Origin of the sequence: Methylomusa anaerophila (genome assembly GCF_003966895.1) — a bacterium.
Taxonomy (GTDB): domain Bacteria; phylum Bacillota; class Negativicutes; order Sporomusales; family Sporomusaceae; genus Methylomusa; species Methylomusa anaerophila.
This window is the reverse complement of record NZ_AP018449.1, coordinates 3,137,624-3,159,934: the sequence shown is the minus strand read 5'-3', so window position 1 is coordinate 3,159,934 and position 22,311 is coordinate 3,137,624. Positions and strand designations below refer to the sequence as shown.

Here is a 22,311-nt window from a genome sequence, read left to right as displayed (position 1 = left end):
GAAGTACTCAGTCGCTAGTTTTTAATAATATTCATCATCTTCATAATCTTTTTTATCTTTGTCGTCACAATCATCATACTTATCATCTTTATCATCCTTATCATCCTTAGAAGAATCATGCTTATCGCGCTTATTGGGGGCAACTATGAGGACAGCGAACGGATATTTCTTTTCAAGAAAGAACTTCTTCCAATCCAAAGAAATAATTTTTTCAACATCAATAAACCCGATTAGGTGGACAAAAGAAAAACCATCATTTACACCACTGTCAATCTTAGTTTTGATGTCCACATACTTTTCTTCGATGAAGTTACCTCCATCATATTTTTTATCAAGTTTTTTGTCAGCCATGTTTAACTCCTCCTATTTTGATATTTTAATAATGTAATAATGGATCCACTGAATACGTTATATACTATGTTAAGCAGCAGTATTAGGTGCGTAGGAGGTTTACATATGAATCTGACTAAATTAATAAAGCAGCGGACAGAAATCTCACAAATTCTGATGTTATTACATATATTACAATACATATTTTAAAAACATAGGAAGAGAGGAGCGTAAGAAATTAATGTCACGACAAAGACATTGCAAGGCTTATTTGAATAATTTAAAAAAGTTAATTAATGAGTGCAGCACGATTTATCAAGCGGATAATACTCCTCTTTATGTAGAGTTCATTACAATAAACAGCGATCAGTTGCTACTTAGTTTGCCGGACAAAAAACAGCTCTATGAAAATTTTGTTCAAAACAGCCAGCTTAAGCCCAAAGTTATGGCGAAGCAAGTTGAGCAAATAGCCATTATGCTTACCCGTGAAATTGAATCAGATAAACAAATATTGGCAGCCATCCGTCAGGGAGTAGAAAGCGTTATTAACGAAGAACTGTCTTCAATTGCTGAGAGAATGATAGCTTTGAGCCGGGCATCGGACCAGAAAAACGCACAAATATCGACGCTGACCGAACTGAAACGAGAACTGGAGGATTGGCTGGACAAAACAGTGCGAGTCCAAATACTCAAGGGGTTAAGAAACTTGTCTGAGGTGCCTGGAACCCCGAAAGGGGAAATGAGAACCTTGCTGCCTCCGTATTCCATCATAGATAATAGATAATGGTAATGGTAATGGTAATGGTATCATTTTTCTTATGGACGATTAGAGGGCGTACTTTCTGTACTGTCAAACCACTTAAGGTACTTTATCGTGTTCTCGCGCCCAGAGTTTATCAGTGCCTGCTTTGTATTGTTATCGATGCCAAAATCCATTGCTTTTACACCTAGCGTATCAATATAGATAGTACGATGCCAATCATCGCTGTGTAGATGTTGATTTTCCTGGCATTCCAGGATAGTATCAATTAATCTCCAGGTATAGGAAAAGAAATCATTGATGTTATGCCGAGGCGGTTCAGCATGATCATGAAAGCAAGCAATTTCACCGGCTGAATCCAGCCTAAATCCTAACGTTTCCTGGTTGTAGGCATAAGGGTTAATAATCTTTCCCTCATCAGATAACTTTTGGTTATATTCTCTGTAATAGTCGGGATATGTCAAGAATTGTTCAACATAACGTTCCCGGTCAAATAGCTTAACCGGGTAATTATTCAAAGCCCCGCCGTCAATGTAAACATCGCCCCTGTCGCTCCGCCGGGCGGCAAATATCAGCGGAACCGATATCGATATTCGAACGGCGTCCGCAATGCCCATTTGAGGTGTATGCTCGTAAGAAAATACTTCGGAAAAACCGGTTGAAAGGTTGGTGCCAATAAAATATATATCTTTAAATTCATGATTCTCCGACAGATTATATACTTGAGCAAAAGTTGCATTTGTCTTTCCCGTTTTGGCAGCAATTAAGTTTTCTACCCACGTGTGAAAGAAATCGCCTTTATACCACCCAAATTGGGTAAGCAGCCGGCCTACATCCCTGACAATACCCCAGGAATCGTCTAAAAACCGGCGAAAATCCAAGCCGCTAAGAATGTTGTTAATTTCATCGATACTATAATTTAAGCCAACTAACAAAGCTGTTATTGAACCAACCGAAGTGCCGCCGACCCGCTTTATTTGCTCCAAAATTCCTTTTTCATGCAAAACTTGCAAAGATCCTGCATAAGCTACTCCTTTTACACCACCGCCTTCAAACACCAAATTGCGAAAATGATAAGGCAAAGCACAAACCTCCTTTTATGTCATAAAAGTCAATTAACTATACGCTTCAGAACATACCTTTATTCCACCTAACGTATGGTGGCAACAAATGCCGGGTAGTGGATGCCCGGGTTATTGGCGCAACCAATCACGACTTGCAACAGGCGGTATGCTAAATAAGCACAATAAACCCGCAGCCCTGCGGTTTTATTGTGCTTATTTATGATCGTTTACGAATTTAGAATCCCCTATTCATAGCGTAGCGCATCTATCGGATCAAGCAATGCCGCTTTGCGGGCAGGGTATATTCCGAAGAATACGCCGATCATTATTGTGACGCTAAATGCCGCAAAGATGGCAAGGGAGGAAACAACTGTGTTCAAACCGGCTACCAGCGATATCACTCTCGCACTGGCCACTCCCGCCAGTATACCAACTAAACCGCCGGTAACGCTAATGACTATGGCTTCTATCAGAAATTGCAGCAGAATATTGCTAAAAGTTGCGCCCAGCGCTTTGCGGATGCCGATTTCCCGGGTCCGCTCAGTTACTGAAACCAGCATGATGTTCATAATCCCGATGCCGCCAACCACCAGGGAAATAGCGGCAATAGCGCCCAAAAACATTGTAAGGGTGCCGGTAGTTTCTTGCACGGTAGCCATAAGCGCCGTTAGATTGCGCACCGAAAAATCATCTTCCACATTTGCCGCCAGACGATGACGTGTTCTCAATAAAGTCGTGACGTCCGACTGAACCTTGTCAATTACCTCAGCGCTCGCCGCCTGTATGCTGATATTGTTAACATGGGTTATTCCCATAAGCCGGTCTTGGGCGGTGGACAGGGGTACCAGGACGATATCGTCCTGATCCTGCCCATTAGCCGATTGCCCTTTGCTTTCCAGCACCCCGATGACCCGAAACGGCGCCTGACCAATACGGATCGTCTGACCTAACGGGCTGACATCGCCGAATAAATTAGTAACCACGGTTTGCCCGAGTACTGCTACCCGGCTGCGGGCATTGTCGTCACTATCACTGAAAAAAGTACCGGACGCTACACTGAAATTTCGTATCGACAAATATTCCGCTGTAGTTCCTGAGACACTGGCTACCCAATTCTGGTTGCCATAGATGATTTGAAACGACTGGCTGACGGCAGGTGCTACATAATTGACACCGGAAATTTCCCCAATGGCCTCGGCATCCTTTCTGGTCAGGGTAATATTCGATCCCGCCGCCAAACGCACACCACCTGAAGGCGAGTTAGCTCCCGGCATAACAATCAGCAGATTGCTGCCCAAACTGGCAATGGAACTTTGCACTTTTTGCTGTACGCCCAAGCCAATGGAAACCATGGCAATAACGGCGCCGACACCAATAATAATCCCTAACATGGTAAGGAGAGCCCGGAGCTTATTCGCCTTTAGCCCTTCAAAAGCGATCAGGACACTTTCCCAGAACATTCCGCTACCTCCTGCCTGACCTCATCTTTAATAATATTTCCATCCCGGACCAGGATAACCCGCCGGGCATAGGCTGCAATATCCGGTTCATGGGTGACCATAATTACCGTCCGCCCCTGTTGATTCAACCTGCAAAAAATCTCCATTATCTCATTGCTGGATTTGGTGTCAAGATTTCCAGTCGGTTCATCAGCAATAATAATCTCCGGGTCATTAACCAATGCCCTGGCGATGGCTACCCGCTGCCGCTGGCCGCCGGAAAGCTCATTGGGACGATGGTCTTTACGCTCCTCAAGACCGACAATCGCCAATGTTTGTTTAGCCTTTTCCAGTCGTGTTTGTCTATCTATTTTGGCGTAAACAAGCGGCAAAGCAACATTTTGCAAGGCTGACATCCGTGGCAGCAGATTGAAGTTTTGAAATACGAAACCGATCTTTTTATTGCGGGTCAAAGCCAACTGATCATCAGTCAAAGTCGCAACTTCCTCTCCGCCTAGCCGGTACGAGCCGCCGGTCGGCCGGTCAAGGCAGCCAATAATATTCATCAGAGTTGACTTGCCTGATCCCGACGGACCAGTGATGGCGGCAAAGTCCCCGTTATTGACGGATAGTGTCACACCTGCCAGTGCATACACAGTGGTATCACCCATATGATATACTTTGGTTACATCCGTTAGCGCAATCGCCATGATATCCCTCCTAGAACAGCGATGGTCCCTGTCTCTGCCGAGTGTTAGTAGTAGTTGCCGACTTAGCCGCAGCCGCAGGTATGACAACATTGTCGCCTTCACTAAGGCCGCTCAGGATTTCCACCTTGGTATCATCTCTTAGACCAATTTGGACCGGGGTCCTCCGTAATTCGCCGTTTTCCTTCAGCTGTACATACTGTTCTCCTTTATCTTCCTTGAGGGCCGACAGCGGCACAACCAGCGCATTTTTGCTCTCACCGATATTGACAGTTACCCTGGCGGTCATGGTGGGATATAACAGGCCTGCCGGCGAATCCACATCAACATATACCGGATAATACACCACATTGGACGAAGTGGTGGCACTTTTGGAAATGTTCGTTACCGTGCCGGTAAAAGTTTTGTCTGTATAAGCGTCCACGGTGAAAGAAACCTTTTGCCCCACCTGCACTTTGCCGACATCCGTCTCATCTACCATTACCTTAATCTGCATTTGTGACATATCGGCAATCGTCATTATTACCTGGGGACTGGAGATACCCTGTGCTACCGTCTGTCCGGCGGGTGTGGGCTTGCCGACCACGACACCGTCGATAGGGGCCTTAATTACATAGTATTCCAGTTGCGATGCGTAGTTGTTATATGTGGACTGGGACACGAGGTAGTTTGTACGGTCGGTATCCAGTTGTTGGAGCGACTCGCCGCCAATAGCTGCCATTTTTTGGCTGCGCTCATAGATGGCGGCATAATTTTCCAACTGGGCTTCATATTGGGCAAGTTGTGCTCTTAAGCTGGTATCATCCAAAACTACCAAAACCTGTCCGGCCTTTACAATATCATTTTCCTTTACGTTAAGTTCTCTGATTAGACCTGTCACGCGGGAACTAATATCAACTGAGTTTACTGCTGAAATAGTTCCGGTCGCGGAGGCTGTCTCCGCAATGTCGCCGCGCCCTACGGTAACCGTAGTCTCATTAACAACAGGAGTGCTGCCTTTTTTGAAATAGATTGCTCCCCCTGTCGCCAGCAGCGCGACTACCAGCAAGAGAATCAGCCATCCTTTATATTGCCTAATTCTTTTACCAATTGCCTGCATAATTTAACCTCACTTCTTCTGTGTATCTTATTGGACCGGCACACCCATAGCTTTATCCAATTGCGCCTTGCTGGTATTATAATCGTACAAGGCTTGAATATCGTTAATCTTAGTTTGGTTCAAATGCAATACGGCGTCGAGAACATCCAGATTGGTTCCCACCCCTGCACTATAACGGGCCTCCTGGATCTTCAGGTTTTCCTGGGCCTGGTTCACTGCCACCTGATTGGTATCAATCCGCTTCTCAGCTTCCCGCATGCTTAAATAATACTGGCGCACATCCAATAATACGGTGTCGCGTTTCTGATCGGCTGCTTCCTGGGCTGTGGCCAAACTGTATTGAGACTGTTGGACCCTGGATTTATTCAGGCCCGAATCAAACAGATTAAACGAGGCGGTAATGGTCGCCTGCCAGTTACTGTTATTGGCGCCGGGAAAATCCTTGTCATACCAGCTTTGCCCCACAGCAAAGTCAACTGTCGGCTTATCGCCGCTTTTAGCGATTTTGACGTCATCTTCGGCGCTGGCTATTTTCGTTTGGTACTCAGCTATTTCCGGATGGTTGGCCAATGCGTATTTGACGCAATCTTCAAGGGTGAGAGAATTTTTCTCATACTTGAGACCTTCTTTAAGGGTTAACTCACTGTCCAGGGACAAGCCGATGGCATTGTTGAGCGTTGCTACGGCAACATTATAATTGTTCTCAGCTTTAATCAGGTCATCCTGAGCTGTGGCCAGCGAGACTTGGCTTGCCAGCACATCGGTCTTAGCCACTGTGCCAATTTCATATTTTGCTTGCACATCTTTCAGGTGGGCGGTATAGTTATCAACCGTCTCCCGGTTTATTTGCGCCTCATTTCGATATTGCAGCACATTAAAATAGTATGTAGTGACATTCTGTTTGGTTTGCTGCATTGTTGCGTCAAGACCAAGATCCGCAATTTTGAGTTCAAGCTTAGCCTGGTCAATTTGACTTTCCAATTTACCGCCGGAATAAATGGGCACGCTAAGCGACACATTATTGCTAAAATTCGTGGCGGGGTCACCGCCTGCCGAGTCAGAACGTCTGGCAGAATGATTCAGATTCAGGCTAACCCCCTTGCCCGCTTCTTCTTGTTTTATCACCCAGACTGCCTTATCTCTGGCTAATGTGGAGATTTTTATATCCTTGTTATTTTTAAGAGCCAGCGAAATGCTATCAGCAAGTGTCAATTCAATCGGCGCCGCCAGCACCGGATGACTAAATGCGAATAAAGTAAGAATAGATACTAATAGTTTGGCAATACGCCTTTTAAGCCTTTCCAAAGAGAGTGTCCCCCTTTTAAAAATAATTTTTTGCATTCAAAACATGGACTTTTTTTAATATTTTCTTTTTTTTTGCGTTGTTTCCTTCAAAAAAATTGTAATCTAAAATTATAATGAAAAGTTAACGGAATTGTTACAATTTCGTTAATAAATCAGTTTTTTATATATGCCGATAGGTCGCATTAAGAATTGACATCCAGGTAACTAGTGGTCTGTATTACAGACCACTAGGATAAGCCGGGTTTCAATTCTTTAATGCGTTCCCCTATAATACTGAAAAAAGAAGACTCATCAACAGATGAAGTCTTCCTCCCTAAAGGTGAATAATTGAATCTTCTACCCATACTATGTCATTCATTGGTTACAGATTTGGCCTGTTATCCCTGAATTTGCCTCCACAAATCCTCCGAAAACACTCCTTGAGCCACCTGCGTGACAGAGCCCGTCATAAAGACATGTCCATCATTTTGAATATCTACCCTAATAATACCACCCGGCATATGTACGTTTATCTCATTGCCGGCCAGCCCCATTTTGTAAGCTGCACTGGCTGCTGCACAGCTGCTGCTGCCGGAAGCCAGCGTATAGCCCGCCCCCCGTTCCCAAATCTCGATTTGAATGTTGTTTCGGTTTAATATCTTTAGAAACTGAACATTAATCCGGTTGGGAAAAAGCTCATGGCTTTCAATGGCTGCCCCCAGGCCAGAAGCCGTTTCCCGCCCGAGTTCATCGCAAGGCACCACACAATGGGGATTGCCGATGGATAGACACGTAATAAAGAGCCTTTGGTTATTAACCACCAACTCCTCATTCACCACTTCCCGCGCCGGTCCGGCCACAGGAATCTGCCGGCTTTGAAAGGTTACCGTTCCCATATCCACCCGAATTCGCCTGCCGTTATCGTCTAAGAGTTCCACGCGAACGTTGCCGCCTAAAGTCCCTAAATTAAATTCTTTATCGGTAACATACTCGGCATCAACAAGAAACCGGGAGAATATTCTAATTCCATTGCCGCTTTTCTCGGCCTCGCTCCCGTCCGGATTCAGTATTCTAAAATAAATGGACTTGTCCTGAAACAAAGGTCCGTACAAAATACCGTCCGAACCGACACCGAAATTACGGTGGCAAATCAGCCGGATATTCTCCTCAGACAAGTTAACTTTGGTCTTGTTGGGATCAATAACAATATAATCGTTACCTAAAGCATGATATTTATAAAAATCAAAATTCATATTAGGTTTCTCCTTATTTTAACCTATGTTTACTCCCCAAAATTGCTTTCAATAAGTTCGACAAGTGCCTCAACGGCAGCTTTTTCATCAGGGCCTTCGGCGGCAATAGCTATTTCTGTGCCTTTGGTTATCCCCAGTGCCATTAATTTCAAAATTGATTTTGCGTCGGCGATATTGTCCTCTTTTTGCACCCTAATCTCAGACTGAAATTTTGCTGCCGTCTGGACAAACGAACTGGCTGGTCTGGCATGGAGACCGGTTTTATTGCTTATTGTTACAATTTTAGTATACATTGTGTCAACCCTCCTACAAATGTCAGGAACAAAAGCCGTGAAGACGCGTTAGCGTTTTTCTTATTTTTCTCGACTGGCCAAACATTTTTTATTTTCGCGCAACGGCGCTTTTTCTCCTGCCGCGTGACGGCCAATAGAAATAACGAATGACTACCTTTTATTCTGTTCAGCCAGTTCTCGAAAATAAGCAATAGTCTTTATCAGTCCTATCTCAAGCTGAACCTGTGGTTCCCAATCCAATTTCGTTTTCGCCAATGAGATGTCCGGACGACGCTGGCGGGGATCATCCGCCGGCAGCGGTCGATATGCAATTTGGGTACATGCCCCTGTCAGCCGGATAACCTGCTCTGCCAGCTCTAAAATTGTAAATTCGTCCGGATTGCCTAAGTTAACTGGCCCATGAAAACCTTCGCTTGTTTGCATCATGCCGATAATTCCCTCGACCAAATCATCAATATAGCAAAATGAACGGGTTTGGCTGCCGTCGCCGTATACCGTAAGCTCGTTCCCTCGCAGCGCTTGAATAATGAAGTTGCTGACAACCCGGCCGTCATCCGGTCGCATGTTGGGGCCATAGGTATTAAAAATACGAACGACTTTGAGATCAAGACCATATTGACGGGAATAATCGAAACACAGGGTCTCGGCGCACCGCTTGCCTTCGTCATAGCAGCTCCTTAAACCGTTAGGATTAACATTTCCCCAATAGGTCTCGGGCTGAGGATGCAATAGCGGGTCTCCGTACACTTCAGAAGTTGAAGTATGTAATACTTTCGCCTGCAGCTTGCGGGCCAGTTCCAGGACATGAATTACCCCCAGCACACTGGTTTTAACGGTTTTGACCGGGTCTGCCTGATAGTGCACCGGACTGGCGGGACAAGCCAAATTGAAAATTTCATCAACTTCCGTCGTGAAGGGTTCCACCACGTCATGATATAGCAGTTCAAACCGGGGATGTTTCATTAATTCGGCAATATTATTCCGGGAACCGGTGTAAAAATTATCCAAGCAAATAACGTACGCACCCTCTGCAAGCAGTCGGCGGCAAAGATGGGAGCCGATAAAGCCGGCGCCGCCGGTAACAAGCACTCGTTTTTCAGCAGACACTTAAACCCCTCCCGCTGCAGTAGTATTCAAAACCAAGGCGGAGCATCCGTTGGGGATCGTACTGGTTTCTGCCGTCAAAAACTATTGGCCTGTGCATCAGGTGCTTAATTTGATCGAAATCCACTTGGCAAAACTGACACCACTCAGTAACCAGGAGGAGAGCGTCAACCCCTCTGGCTGCTTCCAGCATGTTATCGCCGACATACCCTGTCCCAATCACACATATTTTCATCGTGCCACCTCCGGAGCTGTTTCACATGCTCCATGATATGCAGCACTTGTTAAAAGCGTTAAATAATAAACAAAGGCTGCAGTTAACATGTTGTTAATCTGCAGCCTTTGTTAACGTATGCAATTAGATTCCAATAAACTCCTGGCTAATCATCATTCCGTACGGACCGCCTTTGACGATGCCGATGCCGATACGGTTGTAATTGGCGTTCAGAATGTTAGCCCGGTGTCCGGAGGAGTTCATGAGATTGGTATGAGCCTGTGTAACCGAGCTCGCTCCTGCCAAATTTTCTCCAGCAGCCCGATATGTAATCCCCTGGGACCTCATCAGGTCAAAGGGAGAGCCGTACGTAGGCGACTGATGGGAGAAGTAGTTGTTTTTAATCATATCAAGGCTCTTCATGCGGGCTACTTTTACCAGCCGCATATCCACTTGCAGTGGTGCTAAGCCGCGGCTAGTCCGTTCTCTGTTAACCAAATTGACCATTGTTTGTTCATCTGCGGAGAGCGGAGCGGATACATTACCGGTAGCCGGAGCCGGAGAAGCCGGAGTGGCGGGCTTAGTGGTTCCGGGAGTCCGTACAATTGGACCGGTCGGAGTCTTTACAGTCGGACCAGTGGGAGTCTTTACGGTTGAACCAGCCGGAGTCTTTGCAGTTGGGCAATCCGAAGCCTTTACAGTTGTGCCGATCGGGACAGAACGAGAAAAATAATAATAAGTGGCAGCATTAGCCGGAGGTACTGCGAATGTTCCTAAAAACAAAGCAGCTAAAGTGATGGCGACGAGTCTTTTGAAATTCTTCAATCGTTCTCCTCCTTATGTAACTTTGTTTTTGGATAGTAACTATCCACTTCTTATTATAAATAGTTTTGTTTTATTTCGCATCCGGCGTATTGAGGCCATAGCGGACAAAGGATGCTGTTGGCTGTCTCAATGTCTCTTCTTTCTTCATTATGTATAGTTTGTTGATAGGATACCAACATACGGCAAAAACGTGCAGTATACACTATAGTTACGTTTATCTTTATCCTTTGTGTCTATAGGCAGTTGTTTGCACATACTCCACAAACCGCTGATAGACTTCCGTGTTCTCTTTCATAAATCCCATCAAACGCTTTATTGAAGATATGGTTGATTTTGACAGGTAATGTTCCATTGCTTCGGCTTCAGCGGCAACATCGCAGTCGGCACAGATTGTCCTGAGAAAATCCTGCAGGAGTGTGTTTCTTTCCACGAGGTAACAACCCATCTGCCGGCCTTTGTCAGTCAGCCCCATCATGCCGTATTTCTGGTAGGTAATATAACCTCCCGCGCGGAGTTTTCCCAGCGCCTTGGTTACTGAAGGAAGCTTAACATTCAATTTCTGGCTGATGTCGGTAACTCGCACTATATCATTGCTGACTGAGAATCTGTAGATTTCCTCTAAATAATCTTCCAGACTGGGTGACAGCATAAGTTCACCTCCGGCTTCATTTCGCAACACAGTGAAAGTCATTCTCACCAACAGGTAACTATTATATTTTATGCGACCCGGCTGATTTTTTGCCTAATGGAAGAAAAAACCGCATCCTTTTAGTTTCTTTATTATAGTTTTACTACGGTAAACTCAGACGACAACAAGCGCTGTTCGCTCTCATCCCAGTCAAACAGCAGCACGGCCGGCGCCAGGCCTTTGTAGGTTAATTGCAATCTTCCTTCTGCCGCCACAGCGCTTGTTGCCTGGCTAAAATCCAGATGTTCACCGTTGCCGGTCTGATTGCACACCCATACCGGCAGACCGCTGGCTGCGGATGCCTGTTCCCAACTGTCCCCCGGGCCGCATTTTCCCGGCGGCCAGGCAGCCAAGGCTACGATAACCCGGGCACCTTTGGCTTGCAACACCTGGGCGTGTTCAGGGTACCAAAGATCGGCGCACACCAAAACTCCGGCTTTCATTTCCCGGCAATCAACGGGTTCCAGTTGCTTGCCCCTGGCCGCCCAGCCTTCGGCGCCTGTCCCATGCGCCCGAAGTTTACGGTGTCTGCCAAGTATTTCCCCGCCTGGGCCGATCACCAGGCAACTATTGAAATAGTTGCCGGTGGCTTCATCCTGTTCGGCGCAGCCTAAGAATACGGTAAGGCCGCGCTTTGCGGCCAGGCAACGGATGCCATCCAGACCGGGACAAGGCTGCACAGGTATGTTTAATGGCTCCCGGGCCGCCTCAGCCTTAAGTTTAAAGAAATATCCCTGTACCGCTGTTTCCGGAGTAACGACCCATTTCGCTCCCTGCTGAGCCGCCAAATCAATGGCCTGATGCAGCAGTTCCAAATTGCGGGCTTCCGGTCCCCCGCTTAAATCCAAATGTAAAAAAGCGACTCTCATCTTAAATCTCCTTAGAATTGATACTGAATGTCCGGTTGTTGCTGATTATTACTCGCCTTTTAAAATTTACTTTTATAACCTAAGCTGAAATTAAAGGGAGTATAGTAATATTCCGAAGTAGAATGGGAAATTATGTCTTTCCGGTTCAATACATTCTGAGCTGTAAGGATAATTTCCTGCTGCTTGCCGAGGGTATAATTCACACTCAAACTGGTTAGTAAATATGGCTTGACATCATATGATTTTGCAGTACTTGGCGTCATGACCCGATCAGCCAGATAATTGCCGGTGAGTGTAACCTTCCAGCGGTCATGTTGATAAGTTGCGCCGCCATTCACCTGCCAGCGCCCAAAGTTGCGATCCCAGTAAGGCTTATCCGTGCTTTTCGTTAAAGCATCGCCATAAGTGACGCCCCAGTTGAATGTCCAATCCTTAGGCCCGTCAACCTGGCAAGTCAACTCCACACCGGTATTTTTCATATCTTCATTCTTATAGGAATAGGTGCCGTCTGCCTGATTATAAGTGGAAGAAATATTGTCTTTGATTGTAAAACTAAAAACTGCCAATCGCCAGTTATGATTGCCGCTGTTTCTTTTCCAGCCCGCTTCGTAATGCAGGCCGGTCTGAGGCTTTAGATTAGGGTTGCCAAGCCGCCGGTCATCGTTGCTGCTGTACATTTGGGCAAAGGTCGGCATTACGAAAGACTGTCCGACACTGGTATAAATAGATTCGTTATCATTCAGCTTGTGAAGAAATTGAGCCTGCCCGCTAAAATTATCATAATTTCTCCCGTTAGGCGCGTTTGCCGTCCAGGTTTCCCTCCCGCTCAGGATTATTGTATCAGCCTTGCCTGCAGGCTGTTCCCACTGTCCGTATACCGAATAGTTGTCCCGCTGATAATCCAGGGTATTGCTGATATTAGGGTCATAATACTCATTTTGGTAAGTAACACCCAGCAATAATTTATTGGCATGAATCATCCAGTCTTTTTGAAGATCAAAGCCGTAAGTGCTGCTTCTGCTTGTTTCACTTGTTTTTTTAGGATACCCGGCGGCGGAGCCTGATGAAGAATAGTAGTCTGTCCCTAAGGTGTTCATCGTTTTATAGTTATAATACAGCGATCCCTTTATATGATCCTGGTCATACTGCAGCTGGACAAAATCCTTTTCATCCGTATATACCCTGCTGTATCTTGTCTTGCCAATCAGATTCGCAGCATAGCCTGTCCCGAACTTATAGTCGTAAAGCGACTCTGAGCTATTATGGCTGTATAGCAACGATACGGCTTTACTAAACTGGTAAGAAAGCGTCTGATTATTGCGCTCCAGCCCGGGAAAAAACATGTTCATCTCTTTGCCGTTTGCTATTGATTTAGAAATATTTCCCAAGTCGCCCCATTTTTCAAAATTATAATTTAATCCCAGCTTTCCTGCCTGAAGAGTAAAACTATGGTCTTGCTGCCCATAATTGCCGCCGGAAATTTTCACAGAGTTTTGCAGGTTTTTCTTGGTAATAATGTTGATGACCCCGCCGGTAGCCTCGCTGCCGTATAGTACTGAACCGCCGCCTTTGACAATTTCAATCCTTTCGATGTTCTCGACAGGTATGTCTTCCAGATTATACAACCCACGCAGATTAAGCGGTGTGCCATTGACAAGAACAAGGGTGCCTGTTGAAACACCCCGTATTATTATCTTGGTCGTCATGGTAGTCATAGAGGCCCCGCTGGGGCCAAAAGAAGAATATGTAAGTCCTGCCGCTTGTTTTAACGCTTCCGCCACATTCCGGGCCCCTGTTGACTTAAGATCTTCATATGTATAGACACTGGTCGAAGCCGGGGTATCGATATCGCTCTTCTGATATCGTTGGGCAGTTACCATTACCTGTTCAAAGTTAAACTCCTGTTCCTCTTCCGGCGCTGCGGCATTGCTGATAGTCATGCCGGCAATGGCCATTGTGCACGAAGTAAGCGCAGCGATTGGGATTATTGCCTTCTTATTAATATTTTTAATGTTTTTTATTTTTTTAATAATCTTGGTTCTAAACGCCATTTTTATCTCCCTTTCAAAGTATAATATCAAGTCTCAATAACCTTCTTGTATTCCTGGCTGAACAACTGCGGCTACGCTGCCTGGGCCACACCGAGAACACGCTTACAGTGACGCTCGTCCCCAAAGCCAGCGCCAGAATGATGGATTTTTTATACAGTTTTTATTTTTTATACTGTTCATAATATTCTTCCGATTGCCCTTTATGAATTGCACAACCAGCACCTTGAGTCCCTCGCCCAAGCGTCATTCATCATGCGTTTTCTCCTATATAACATTATTGGATACTGTTTCTGTCATGTACCAAAGGGCGTCCAAGGCTGCTACGGCAATAGGGCTGCCTCCCTTGTTACCTAAAACAGTAATATAAGGCACAGGCGAAGCTGCGTGCAGCAAAGCTTTTGATTCTGCCGCCCCGACAAAGCCGGCAGGCACGCCGATTACCAGCGCCGGCCGGATACCGGTTCGTTCCATTAGGGTTGAAAGTTCAAACAACGCGGCCGGCGCATTGCCAATGGCAACAATAACACCGTCTAATTGCCCGCCAAACTGCCTAATGGCGGCGGACATCGCCCGGGTAATGACGCTTTTGGCAAGCCGAGCGGTTTCTTCGCTGCCAATTAAACAGTACACCTTACCGCCATAGGATGAAAGCCGCTTATTAATTCCTGTACGGACCATTTCCACATCACAATAAATATCCCGTCCTGCTGCCAAAGCAGCACACCCGGCGGTGATTGCGTCAGGATGAATCCTGATGTGTTTGGCGTAATCAGGATCACCTGCCGCATGAATAATACGGGAATACACCTTAACAGCCGCCGGTGAAAGTTCCAGTCCCAGTTCATCCAAATAGGAACCTATAATTTCCATACTGCGGGTTTCAATCAAACCAGGATCCATGATATATTCCATAATGCGCCTCCTTAAAATATAGTTATGTACAGTATCATACCAAATGAAAACTCCTGGTCATAAGACCAGGAGAGTTAAATTCAGCATGAATAAATCCTTGACACAGAGCCCTTCTAAGTCAAGAGATCTTTCACGGTAATCCCCCTCCCCATCGCTCGTGGGTACAACGGTGATTATCAGTTAGGCAGTTCTCCTGGCTCCGGATCATGGCTTACCTAAACCTTCCCAAGATGGCAGATCTCAGTGGCATATCTTAAGCTTGCTCCCCGTTACAGTGGCGGGACCGCGCCGGCATTGCACCGGACTTCCCTATTAAGTCCTTTCAGACACCTAACTTTTTTCACTATGCAGTTTAAGTAAACATGTTAATAATAAGCTATTTGCAATGATGACACTGTCCTTCAGTCTTTCCAGAGACAATATTCGCAAATATTTCATGAGCTTCTTCGGAAGATTTGCCGTTTTCGATTGCTTTCTGGGCATGAATTACGGCAGAACGGTATTTTTTGTGTGCTTCATCCTGAGGAATTTTTTCAATGTCTTTAGTGTCAAAATTCATTACTTTTCGAAAAATCTCATGAATTTTTTCTGAAGATTTCCCTGCTTCTTTCGCAAATTGAACGTGTTTCATTGCACTTTCATAACGGTGCTTCGCATGTGGATCATCGGGAAGTTGAAATTCAGGATGTTCAGGATGTTTCTTTTCATTCATCATTATTCTCACCTCATTAAAATTATCTTTTTATATATTACTCCATATAGTGGTCATATAGTCAATAGCACTCCTCAGTCCCCTTGAGAACCGGCCAGTTTTGCTCTTAATATATCGACAACCAGGCCGGACCATGCCTGAATACAGTTTTCCAGTTTCGCCTCGGCGGCGATTGCCCGCGGCAAAACACCGAATTTACCGGCAGACAGCAGCAGCAACTCATTACCGGCGGCCACGGTTTCGTCGCCGGACAACAATTGCCAGTTAAACTGATCCAGTAAATGAACATACAGGGATGTATATGTCACCAACCGGGGGTCCTTGTCCAACTGTTGCAAGCAGTCTAAAAACCGTTGTTTTTCTAGATAGCCATTTTTTTGCAAATATTCCTGATACAGTGTTTCTTCCGTCAGGCCGAACCGGTTCATGCGCCTAAGCACGCTATGCTGTTTTTGGGGTGATAATCCGGTTTGCCGGAACAAGGCTTCTTTGACTGCCTGCTTTACGGTGCGGCCGATCAGTTCACCTAATTTGGAATGTTTGCCGGCATCCTCCAAATATAGTGGCGAACCCGGATTGGCAATTATTATTGTTTGGTCGGTCCCCGAACCTGTCGCCAGTCCGCTGGAATACTTGCTGCCGGCCATTAATTCCTGCAGCGCCGCCGTTTTGGCTTCGGTACAGGTAACCAGCGCTCTGGCCAATGTACCGGGCGGTATATCGGCGTCAATTACCAGCATGATGTTGATGGTACCCGGTTTATGCAGCCGGGTTTTTTGTCCCGGATTAAAATACTCAGCCGGATCACCTACCCGGCCGCCGTTTTCTTCCACCCCGCCGGTCGCTATGGCGGTTACGGTTAGTGTTTGGTAGCTTGCCGACTGAATGGCGACATTGTCCATGGATGCGCCCGTTCCCATGCCGGACACCCTGTCAGGGTCAAGTCCCAAATTCCTTGCCACTCCCTGCATATACTCCGGATAGGAATCCGCGTTCATAACGGCGTCCTTCATGTCATGATTAAATATTGCTTTTAAGTCTTCACGGTATCCTCCGTTTATTACCGAAGTGCCAAGAACCGTGCGGGGCTGTTTAAAAGCAATGACGACGCAGGTATTCTGCCGGTAAACCGGATCACCTGTTGATAAAGTATATAATTCTATTCTTTCATTGCCGGCACAAGGAACAACACTGCAATAAAAAATCAATATCAGCAATATGTACAGCTTTCTCATTTTGTTTCTCCCACCTAACTAAAATTCAATTCCTCTTTGCGCATTTATCCCCTATGGAATGTTTCAAACATACTGCCTCCTTGTTCTTATTCATATCGCAGCGCCTCAATCGGGTCCAAAAGAGCGGCTTTCCGCGCCGGATAAAGGCCAAAGAATAAGCCGATGCCGACAGAGAAGCCAAAAGCCAGAAAAATCGAAGCAAATGAAATTACAGTGTTCCAGTGGGCGACGGCGGCAATGATACGGGAACCGGCAATACCCAGGCCAATGCCCATAATGCCGCCGGTCACGCCGATGACTCCCGCCTCGATTAAGAACTGGAACAGGATGTTGCGATAAGTGGCGCCAAGAGCTTTGCGGATGCCAATCTCCCGGGTACGTTCGGTAACTGATACCAGCATAATGTTCATAATGCCAATACCGCCCACCAACAGCGAGATGGCGGCAATGTTTCCCAAGAGCAGCGTTATCGTTTTGGAAGTCTCATCCGCCGTCGCCATAATCGACGTCAGGTTGCGGACGGTAAAATCATCGGTCGTGTTGGCGGCGATACGGTGGCGCGTGCGCAACAGGCCGGTAATGTCAGCCTGCACCTGGTCGATAACATCGGCGCCGGCGGCTGTAACGCTGATACTGTTCAAATACGTAATGCCCATCACCCGTTCCTGGGCGGTGGTAATCGGAATAACCGCTAAGTCGTCCAAATCATGCCCGGAAGGCGATTGTCCCTTAGCTTCCAGCACACCGATCACCCGAAAGGGCGCTTTGTTGATGCGCACCGTCTTACCTACCGGATTAATCTCGCCAAACAAATTGTCGGCCGCTACTTTGCCGAGAACCATCACCCGCGCCCGGGTATCCACATCCTTGAAAGTAAAAAAAGTTCCCTTTTCCAGGTTAAAATTCCTCACACCAATAAATTCAGGCGTCGTCCCTTGCACCAAGGTCACCCAGTTCTTGTTGCCGTACACCACCTGGTACTGGCGGAAAACGCCTGGCGCCACCAATCCCACTCCCGGTATTTCCCGGGCAATGGCCTGGGAGTCCCTGAGCGTCAGGCTGATGTTCGAGCCGGCGGCCATGCGCACCCCGGTTGGAGATGTGGCGCCGGGTGAAACCATCAGAAGATTGCTGCCCAGTCCGGCAAGGGACTTTTGGACATTCTCCCGCACGCCCATACCGATGGACACCATGGCAATAACAGCGCCGACGCCGATAATTATACCCAACATGGTGAGAGTGGAACGAAGCTTGTTGGCTTTAAGACTTTCCAGGGCAATCAGCAGACTTTCCCATATCATCTAAGATCACCCCTGTCTTGTTTCGTCACGAACGATAATGCCGTCCCGAACGTAAACGACACGACGGGTCTGGTTGGCGATGTCCGGTTCGTGGGTGACCAAAATAATCGTTCGCCCTTGGCGGTTAAGTTCACCAAAGACGGTCATGATTTCATTACCTGATTTAGTGTCAAGGTTGCCTGTCGGTTCATCAGCCAGGATGATGCTGGGGTCGTTGACCAGCGCTCGGGCAACGGCTACCCGCTGACGCTGGCCGCCGGACAGCTCGTTGGGATGATGTCGCATACGGTTGCCAAGACCTACCAGTTCCAAAGCCTGACCGGCGCGTTCATAGCGTTCTTTCTTTTTTAGACCGGTATAAATTAGCGGCAAAGTAACATTCTGCAGCGCCGTCATGCGCGGCAACAGATTAAAGGTCTGAAAGACAAAGCCAATTTTCCGGTTACGGGTCGCGGCAAGGGCATCGTCGCCCAGAGTGGCAACTTCCTGGCCTTCCAGCTTATAAGATCCGGCAGTCGGCCGGTCCAGGCATCCCAGGATGTTCATCAGCGTCGATTTGCCCGAACCCGAAGGACCTACGATAGCCGTAAGCTCCCCGGCGCCGATGGCGATGGAGACACCGGCAAGGGCCTGAACCTGATTGCTCCCCATTTTATATACTTTGGTTACATCGGTTAGTGATATGATCATAAGATGATCCTCCTGTCATCGGCCCATGACTTTCTGTAGGGGACTGGATTGCATACTGCTTGAACCGCCGGCGCCCGGCTGTCTGTTCTGAGGCACAACAACCTGTTGGTGTTCTGTTAGGCCCCCGGTAATTTCCACCTGTTCATCAGTCATTAGCCCGGTTGTCACGTTGGTCGCCTTTATCTGGCCGTTGTTCATCACCTGCACGTAGGATTGCCCTTGATTGTCTTTCAACGCCACCAGCGGGATGGTCAGAGTATTCCGGCTTTCACCGATATTGATCGACACCCTGGCGGTCATCGTCGGTTTTAAGAGATTGCCGGCAGTGTCAGGATCAATATCAATAATGACAGGGTAATATACCACGTTCTGCTGAATATTGGCCTTCGCGGAAACATTGACAACAGTGCCGGTAAACGTCTTACCGGGGTAACCGTCAACCGTGAAGGCCGCCTTTTGATTTACCTGGACGTTGCCGATATCCGATTCGTCGATCTGGGTTTCAATCTGCATCCTCGACATATCGGCAATAGTCAGCAGCACCATGGGTGTTGAAATACCCGGAGCCACCGTCTGGCCGGCCGGCACCGGTTTGCCGATAACAACACCATCGATGGGCGCCCGGATGACGGTATCGTCAAGCTGAGATACAACATCATCATAGGTTGCCTGGGCTACGTTGTAATCCATGCGGGCCGCATCCAACTGCTGGGCGGCAACCGCACCAGCGGCGGCCAGCCGCTCGATACGCTGGCAATCGGCTTCGGCGTTCACTAGCTTAGCCCGCGCCTGGTTAACCTGGGCCCGCGTCCTGGTATCGTCAAGGGTAATCAGGACCTGACCAATCGCCACCCGGTCATTTTCATTGACCTTAACCTCCTTGATCAAGCCGGTAACCTTGGAACTGACACTGACCATGTTCACCGGGTTGATGGTGCCTGTCGCCGACACTACGGCCGCAATATCAGCCCGTTTCACCGGGACAGTGTTGACACTGGCGACCGGTTTGGTCCGGTCAAGATGCGATAATCCGGCAATAACTGCGGCCGCTATGACCAAAAACAGCATCAGTCCTTTTTTATGCTGAATTAACTTCTGCCATATGCGAATTATTCAAAACACCTCCTTTGCTGTTTTGTTATTAATTCCAACTGCACTTTTACTCGCTGTACCGGCTGTAAAGCCACACACTCCACCCGAAAAAACAGCCTGACAGCATTGCCAGTGTGCTTGCCGCCCAAAAAGAATCGGTATTCCAAACCGACGCCCGCAATAGTGTATTAAGAGTGCCAATAGGTAATATTTTGGCTATGGCGGCCAGCCAGGATGGCAAATTCTGCAGTGGAAAAAAAGATCCGCCAAAAAAAATCATCGGGGTGATGAAGAAATTATTCATCAAAGAAACATCATCGGGGTTTTTTACAACCATTCCTACGACCGTACCCATCGCGGCGAAACAGAAAGCACCCAGCAAAATCCCGAAAACCGCCGTTATGCTTAATCCCCACACTCCGAATACCACCCAGGCAACCGCAAAAACCAGGCCGCCAAACAACACACCCCGTACCGCACCGGCCAGAACGATCCCCAGAACTACCTCCCAGGTTGGCACCGGACTAATAACAACGCTTTGAAAACTATGGTAGTACAAACGTCCCACACTGACCGACGACGACGTTTGTTGAAAAGCGTTCAACAGGACTGTAACGCCGATGATGCCGTTGGTAAGGAAAGGCAAATAGCCGCCGTCCACATTTACCCTGCTCCCCAGCCCCAAGCCAAAGGCAAAAAGATAAATAAAAGGGAAAATCACCGAGGAAAAAACATACCCCATCCTGCCGATTTTTTTCCATAAGATTATCATTTCGCGGTCATATACAGCATACCAGCCCATCAGTTGCCGCCTTTCCTGGCCAATTGGATAAAGACAGTTTCCAGTGCCGCTGCCGCACTGTCCGTAACTCCCAGCCGTTCCTTTATTCCCTCCGGCGTATCAAGGAGCGCCAGGCGCCCGGTCCTTAGCATGGCCACCCTATGGCACAGTTTTTCCGCTTCTTCCATATAGTGGGTGGTCAGCACCACCGTTTTGCCTTCACCGGCAAGTCGCCGTACAATATTCCAGATCTCCTGGCGAACATCAGGGTCGAGTCCCACTGTCGGCTCATCCAGCAACAGCAGCCGGGGCTGGGGTAAAAGCGCCCTGGCAATAAGCGTCCGCCGCGCCGTTCCTCCCGACAATAGTCCCACTTTTTGGTGCCTGATTTCAGCCAGGGAAAACTCCTGCAGCGTTTTTTCCACCCGCTGTTTGAGGTTGGGAACAGCGAAAAGCCGCCCGTAAATAAACAAAACTTCTTCCACCGTCAGTTCCCGTTCCAGATTGTTGTCCTGCGGCACAAAACCTACCAGTTGTTTAACCGCAGCCGATCTGAACACCGTATCAAAGCCGAAAATCAATACTAAGCCATTGGTAGGTCGCACCAGTCCGGCGATCACTTTCATCACCGTCGTTTTGCCGGCGCCGTTGGGTCCCAGCAGGCCAAATACCTCACCTGCCGTCACTGTCAGCGATAGATCGTCCACTACCTTATGCTGTTCATATACCTTGGTTAAGCCTGCCAATCGCACCCCGCAGCAAGGTTCGGGAAAATCTTCCGTGTAGCCCATTTTCATCCTCTTTCTCTGGTAATTCTCAGGTTTCACTTGACCTCTTTTTCTAAAATTGACAATAAGCTGATCAAACTTTCAGCCTGAACACCACCGGCATGGTGGTATAACAGGTTATTGCCTGGCCGGTTTCCCGTTCCCTGGCCGGAATAAATTGCCACTGCCGTACCGCGGCCACCGCCGCTTCATCCAATAGGGCAAAGCCGCTGGAGTTATGCACGGTGATACTGCCCGGGCGGCCATTGGCCAATATTTGAATTTTCAGCACCACCGTCCCTTCCCGGCCGGCTTGCCGGTCCGGTTCCGGATAAGCCGGCTCCACCCGCGACAGAATGCTCGGCGGGATGACGCCGCCTTGGCCTGATTTTCCCGTGCTGCCCGTACCGCCGTTGCCGGAACCAGCAGCACCGCTTTCCGCTCCGTTTTCCGCACCGCCTCCCTCGCTGCCGGCAGTGCTGGCATTGCCGCCTGGTTCAGACGATTCCTCAGACCTGCCGGCGTCTGTCGCCGGTACAGCCGCCGCAGTTTCTTCCACTACGGCCGGCGCTTGGCGAACCGGCGCCGGCGTAGGTTTCGCCTCAGCCGCAATTACCGGCCGGTTGTCCTGTACGGCGGCGGGTTCCGGCGCCGGATTCCCGCCGGCCGTTGCCCTGGGATCTTCCGCTTCCGTGGCCAGTTCCAGTTCCAAATATTGTTCCGGAGGTTCCGTTGCGGTAAAGAGCCTGGCCGTCATCCAGCCGACGCCAATCAGCACTATGCTGTGGAAGAGCAGCGAAATGACCAAGGCTTTCCGCCAGCGGATCTGAGTTTCCATTTC

At 47.9% G+C, this 22,311-nt stretch carries 24 protein-coding genes and 1 riboswitch; of the genes, 1 reads left to right on the top strand and 23 read right to left on the bottom strand.

The annotated features are described in order from the left end of the window. Positions 1-21: 21 nt before the first annotated feature. The gene (locus MAMMFC1_RS14155) at positions 22-351 is read right to left on the bottom strand and encodes a hypothetical protein (protein WP_126309120.1); all 330 of its coding nucleotides are present in this window, start codon (positions 349-351) and stop codon (positions 22-24) included. 250 nt (positions 352-601) lie between these two features. Here MAMMFC1_RS14155 and MAMMFC1_RS14150 point away from each other — a divergent pair, with 250 nt between their 5' ends. Continuing rightward, positions 602-1,114, top strand: a complete 513-nt coding sequence (locus MAMMFC1_RS14150) for a hypothetical protein (RefSeq protein ID WP_145987646.1) — start codon at positions 602-604, stop codon at positions 1,112-1,114. A gap of 32 nt (positions 1,115-1,146) precedes the next feature. Here MAMMFC1_RS14150 and MAMMFC1_RS14145 read toward each other — a convergent pair whose 3' ends face one another. The 22 genes from MAMMFC1_RS14145 to MAMMFC1_RS14040 all read right to left on the bottom strand — a co-directional run bounded on the left by MAMMFC1_RS14145 (position 1,147) and on the right by MAMMFC1_RS14040 (position 22,308). After that, a complete protein-coding gene (locus MAMMFC1_RS14145; protein WP_126309118.1) occupies positions 1,147-2,172 on the bottom strand; it encodes a patatin-like phospholipase family protein in 1,026 nt (341 codons plus the stop codon). 227 nt (positions 2,173-2,399) lie between these two features. Continuing rightward, positions 2,400-3,614 carry an ABC transporter permease gene (locus MAMMFC1_RS14140; RefSeq protein WP_126309117.1) on the bottom strand — a complete coding sequence of 405 codons (1,215 nt, stop codon included), beginning with the start codon at positions 3,612-3,614 and terminating at the stop codon, positions 2,400-2,402. Beyond that, positions 3,593-4,303 carry an ABC transporter ATP-binding protein gene (locus tag MAMMFC1_RS14135; protein WP_126309116.1) on the bottom strand — a complete coding sequence of 237 codons (711 nt, stop codon included), beginning with the start codon at positions 4,301-4,303 and terminating at the stop codon, positions 3,593-3,595. Before MAMMFC1_RS14135 ends, MAMMFC1_RS14140 begins: the two co-directional genes overlap by 22 nt. Positions 4,304-4,313: 10 nt before the next feature. Next, positions 4,314-5,399, bottom strand: a complete 1,086-nt coding sequence (locus MAMMFC1_RS14130) for an efflux RND transporter periplasmic adaptor subunit (RefSeq protein ID WP_126309115.1) — start codon at positions 5,397-5,399, stop codon at positions 4,314-4,316. 27 nt (positions 5,400-5,426) lie between these two features. Next, positions 5,427-6,704: a TolC family protein gene (locus tag MAMMFC1_RS14125; protein WP_232035465.1), complete on the bottom strand. Its 1,278-nt coding sequence runs from the start codon at positions 6,702-6,704 to the stop codon at positions 5,427-5,429. A gap of 377 nt (positions 6,705-7,081) precedes the next feature. Then, complete coding sequence (gene dapF / locus MAMMFC1_RS14120; protein ID WP_126309113.1) at positions 7,082-7,936, bottom strand: diaminopimelate epimerase; 855 nt, start codon at positions 7,934-7,936, stop codon at positions 7,082-7,084. A 29-nt stretch (positions 7,937-7,965) separates the two neighbouring features. Continuing rightward, positions 7,966-8,229 (bottom strand): HPr family phosphocarrier protein, encoded by a 264-nt coding sequence (locus MAMMFC1_RS14115; protein WP_126309112.1) that lies wholly within the window; start codon positions 8,227-8,229, stop codon positions 7,966-7,968. Between the two features lie 150 nt (positions 8,230-8,379). Further along, complete coding sequence (locus tag MAMMFC1_RS14110; RefSeq protein WP_126309111.1) at positions 8,380-9,336, bottom strand: UDP-glucuronic acid decarboxylase family protein; 957 nt, start codon at positions 9,334-9,336, stop codon at positions 8,380-8,382. Next, positions 9,326-9,568 (bottom strand): UDP binding domain-containing protein, encoded by a 243-nt coding sequence (locus tag MAMMFC1_RS14105; RefSeq protein ID WP_126309110.1) that lies wholly within the window; start codon positions 9,566-9,568, stop codon positions 9,326-9,328. The genes MAMMFC1_RS14110 and MAMMFC1_RS14105 overlap by 11 nt, the downstream gene beginning before the upstream one ends. Positions 9,569-9,691: 123 nt before the next feature. Continuing rightward, positions 9,692-10,372 carry a CAP domain-containing protein gene (locus tag MAMMFC1_RS22030; protein WP_197723821.1) on the bottom strand — a complete coding sequence of 227 codons (681 nt, stop codon included), beginning with the start codon at positions 10,370-10,372 and terminating at the stop codon, positions 9,692-9,694. 220 nt (positions 10,373-10,592) lie between these two features. Next, positions 10,593-11,021 carry a metal-dependent transcriptional regulator gene (locus MAMMFC1_RS14095; protein WP_126309109.1) on the bottom strand — a complete coding sequence of 143 codons (429 nt, stop codon included), beginning with the start codon at positions 11,019-11,021 and terminating at the stop codon, positions 10,593-10,595. A gap of 131 nt (positions 11,022-11,152) precedes the next feature. Continuing rightward, the gene (locus MAMMFC1_RS14090; RefSeq protein WP_126309108.1) at positions 11,153-11,929 is read right to left on the bottom strand and encodes a carbon-nitrogen hydrolase family protein; all 777 of its coding nucleotides are present in this window, start codon (positions 11,927-11,929) and stop codon (positions 11,153-11,155) included. 59 nt (positions 11,930-11,988) lie between these two features. Then, positions 11,989-13,980 carry a TonB-dependent receptor plug domain-containing protein gene (locus MAMMFC1_RS14085; protein ID WP_126309107.1) on the bottom strand — a complete coding sequence of 664 codons (1,992 nt, stop codon included), beginning with the start codon at positions 13,978-13,980 and terminating at the stop codon, positions 11,989-11,991. Positions 13,981-14,244: 264 nt separating this feature from the next. Then, positions 14,245-14,892, bottom strand: coding sequence for a precorrin-8X methylmutase (locus MAMMFC1_RS14080; RefSeq protein WP_126309106.1), 648 nt, complete (start codon positions 14,890-14,892; stop codon positions 14,245-14,247). Positions 14,893-15,058: 166 nt separating this feature from the next. Beyond that, positions 15,059-15,241: riboswitch (cobalamin riboswitch) on the bottom strand. Positions 15,242-15,268: 27 nt separating this feature from the next. Beyond that, positions 15,269-15,607: a hypothetical protein gene (locus tag MAMMFC1_RS14075; protein WP_197723820.1), complete on the bottom strand. Its 339-nt coding sequence runs from the start codon at positions 15,605-15,607 to the stop codon at positions 15,269-15,271. A gap of 71 nt (positions 15,608-15,678) precedes the next feature. Continuing rightward, a complete protein-coding gene (locus MAMMFC1_RS14070) occupies positions 15,679-16,839 on the bottom strand; it encodes an adenosylcobinamide amidohydrolase (protein WP_232035464.1) in 1,161 nt (386 codons plus the stop codon). Between the two features lie 86 nt (positions 16,840-16,925). After that, positions 16,926-18,140, bottom strand: coding sequence for an ABC transporter permease (locus MAMMFC1_RS14065; RefSeq protein ID WP_126309105.1), 1,215 nt, complete (start codon positions 18,138-18,140; stop codon positions 16,926-16,928). Between the two features lie 6 nt (positions 18,141-18,146). After that, the gene (locus MAMMFC1_RS14060) at positions 18,147-18,830 is read right to left on the bottom strand and encodes an ABC transporter ATP-binding protein (RefSeq protein ID WP_126309104.1); all 684 of its coding nucleotides are present in this window, start codon (positions 18,828-18,830) and stop codon (positions 18,147-18,149) included. A gap of 15 nt (positions 18,831-18,845) precedes the next feature. Further along, the gene (locus tag MAMMFC1_RS14055) at positions 18,846-19,898 is read right to left on the bottom strand and encodes an efflux RND transporter periplasmic adaptor subunit (protein WP_126309103.1); all 1,053 of its coding nucleotides are present in this window, start codon (positions 19,896-19,898) and stop codon (positions 18,846-18,848) included. Between the two features lie 91 nt (positions 19,899-19,989). Continuing rightward, the gene (locus tag MAMMFC1_RS14050; RefSeq protein ID WP_126309102.1) at positions 19,990-20,724 is read right to left on the bottom strand and encodes an ABC transporter permease; all 735 of its coding nucleotides are present in this window, start codon (positions 20,722-20,724) and stop codon (positions 19,990-19,992) included. Continuing rightward, positions 20,724-21,494 carry an ABC transporter ATP-binding protein gene (locus MAMMFC1_RS14045; protein ID WP_126309101.1) on the bottom strand — a complete coding sequence of 257 codons (771 nt, stop codon included), beginning with the start codon at positions 21,492-21,494 and terminating at the stop codon, positions 20,724-20,726. The genes MAMMFC1_RS14050 and MAMMFC1_RS14045 overlap by 1 nt, the downstream gene beginning before the upstream one ends. A 70-nt stretch (positions 21,495-21,564) precedes the next feature. After that, on the bottom strand, positions 21,565-22,308 hold the full coding sequence (locus MAMMFC1_RS14040; protein ID WP_126309100.1) for an energy transducer TonB: 744 nt from the start codon (positions 22,306-22,308) through the stop codon (positions 21,565-21,567). Positions 22,309-22,311 lie beyond the last annotated feature (3 nt).

Coding starts and splice junctions, on each gene's coding strand:
- MAMMFC1_RS14105 (WP_126309110.1), bottom strand. CDS start 9,568: ATGAAAATATGTGTGATTGGGACAGGGTATGTCGGCGATAACATGCTG.
- MAMMFC1_RS14075 (WP_197723820.1), bottom strand. CDS start 15,607: ATGATGAATGAAAAGAAACATCCTGAACATCCTGAATTTCAACTTCCC.
- MAMMFC1_RS14085 (WP_126309107.1), bottom strand. CDS start 13,980: ATGGCGTTTAGAACCAAGATTATTAAAAAAATAAAAAACATTAAAAAT.
- MAMMFC1_RS14115 (WP_126309112.1), bottom strand. CDS start 8,229: ATGTATACTAAAATTGTAACAATAAGCAATAAAACCGGTCTCCATGCC.
- MAMMFC1_RS14140 (WP_126309117.1), bottom strand. CDS start 3,614: ATGTTCTGGGAAAGTGTCCTGATCGCTTTTGAAGGGCTAAAGGCGAAT.
- MAMMFC1_RS14060 (WP_126309104.1), bottom strand. CDS start 18,830: ATGATCATATCACTAACCGATGTAACCAAAGTATATAAAATGGGGAGC.
- dapF (WP_126309113.1), bottom strand. CDS start 7,936: ATGAATTTTGATTTTTATAAATATCATGCTTTAGGTAACGATTATATT.
- MAMMFC1_RS14045 (WP_126309101.1), bottom strand. CDS start 21,494: ATGGGCTACACGGAAGATTTTCCCGAACCTTGCTGCGGGGTGCGATTG.
- MAMMFC1_RS14155 (WP_126309120.1), bottom strand. CDS start 351: ATGGCTGACAAAAAACTTGATAAAAAATATGATGGAGGTAACTTCATC.
- MAMMFC1_RS14090 (WP_126309108.1), bottom strand. CDS start 11,929: ATGAGAGTCGCTTTTTTACATTTGGATTTAAGCGGGGGACCGGAAGCC.
- MAMMFC1_RS14040 (WP_126309100.1), bottom strand. CDS start 22,308: ATGGAAACTCAGATCCGCTGGCGGAAAGCCTTGGTCATTTCGCTGCTC.
- MAMMFC1_RS14055 (WP_126309103.1), bottom strand. CDS start 19,898: ATGCTGTTTTTGGTCATAGCGGCCGCAGTTATTGCCGGATTATCGCAT.
- MAMMFC1_RS14050 (WP_126309102.1), bottom strand. CDS start 20,724: ATGGGCTGGTATGCTGTATATGACCGCGAAATGATAATCTTATGGAAA.
- MAMMFC1_RS14135 (WP_126309116.1), bottom strand. CDS start 4,303: ATGGCGATTGCGCTAACGGATGTAACCAAAGTATATCATATGGGTGAT.
- MAMMFC1_RS14070 (WP_232035464.1), bottom strand. CDS start 16,839: ATGAGAAAGCTGTACATATTGCTGATATTGATTTTTTATTGCAGTGTT.
- MAMMFC1_RS14130 (WP_126309115.1), bottom strand. CDS start 5,399: ATGCAGGCAATTGGTAAAAGAATTAGGCAATATAAAGGATGGCTGATT.
- MAMMFC1_RS14080 (WP_126309106.1), bottom strand. CDS start 14,892: ATGGAATATATCATGGATCCTGGTTTGATTGAAACCCGCAGTATGGAA.
- MAMMFC1_RS14065 (WP_126309105.1), bottom strand. CDS start 18,140: ATGATATGGGAAAGTCTGCTGATTGCCCTGGAAAGTCTTAAAGCCAAC.
- MAMMFC1_RS14095 (WP_126309109.1), bottom strand. CDS start 11,021: ATGCTGTCACCCAGTCTGGAAGATTATTTAGAGGAAATCTACAGATTC.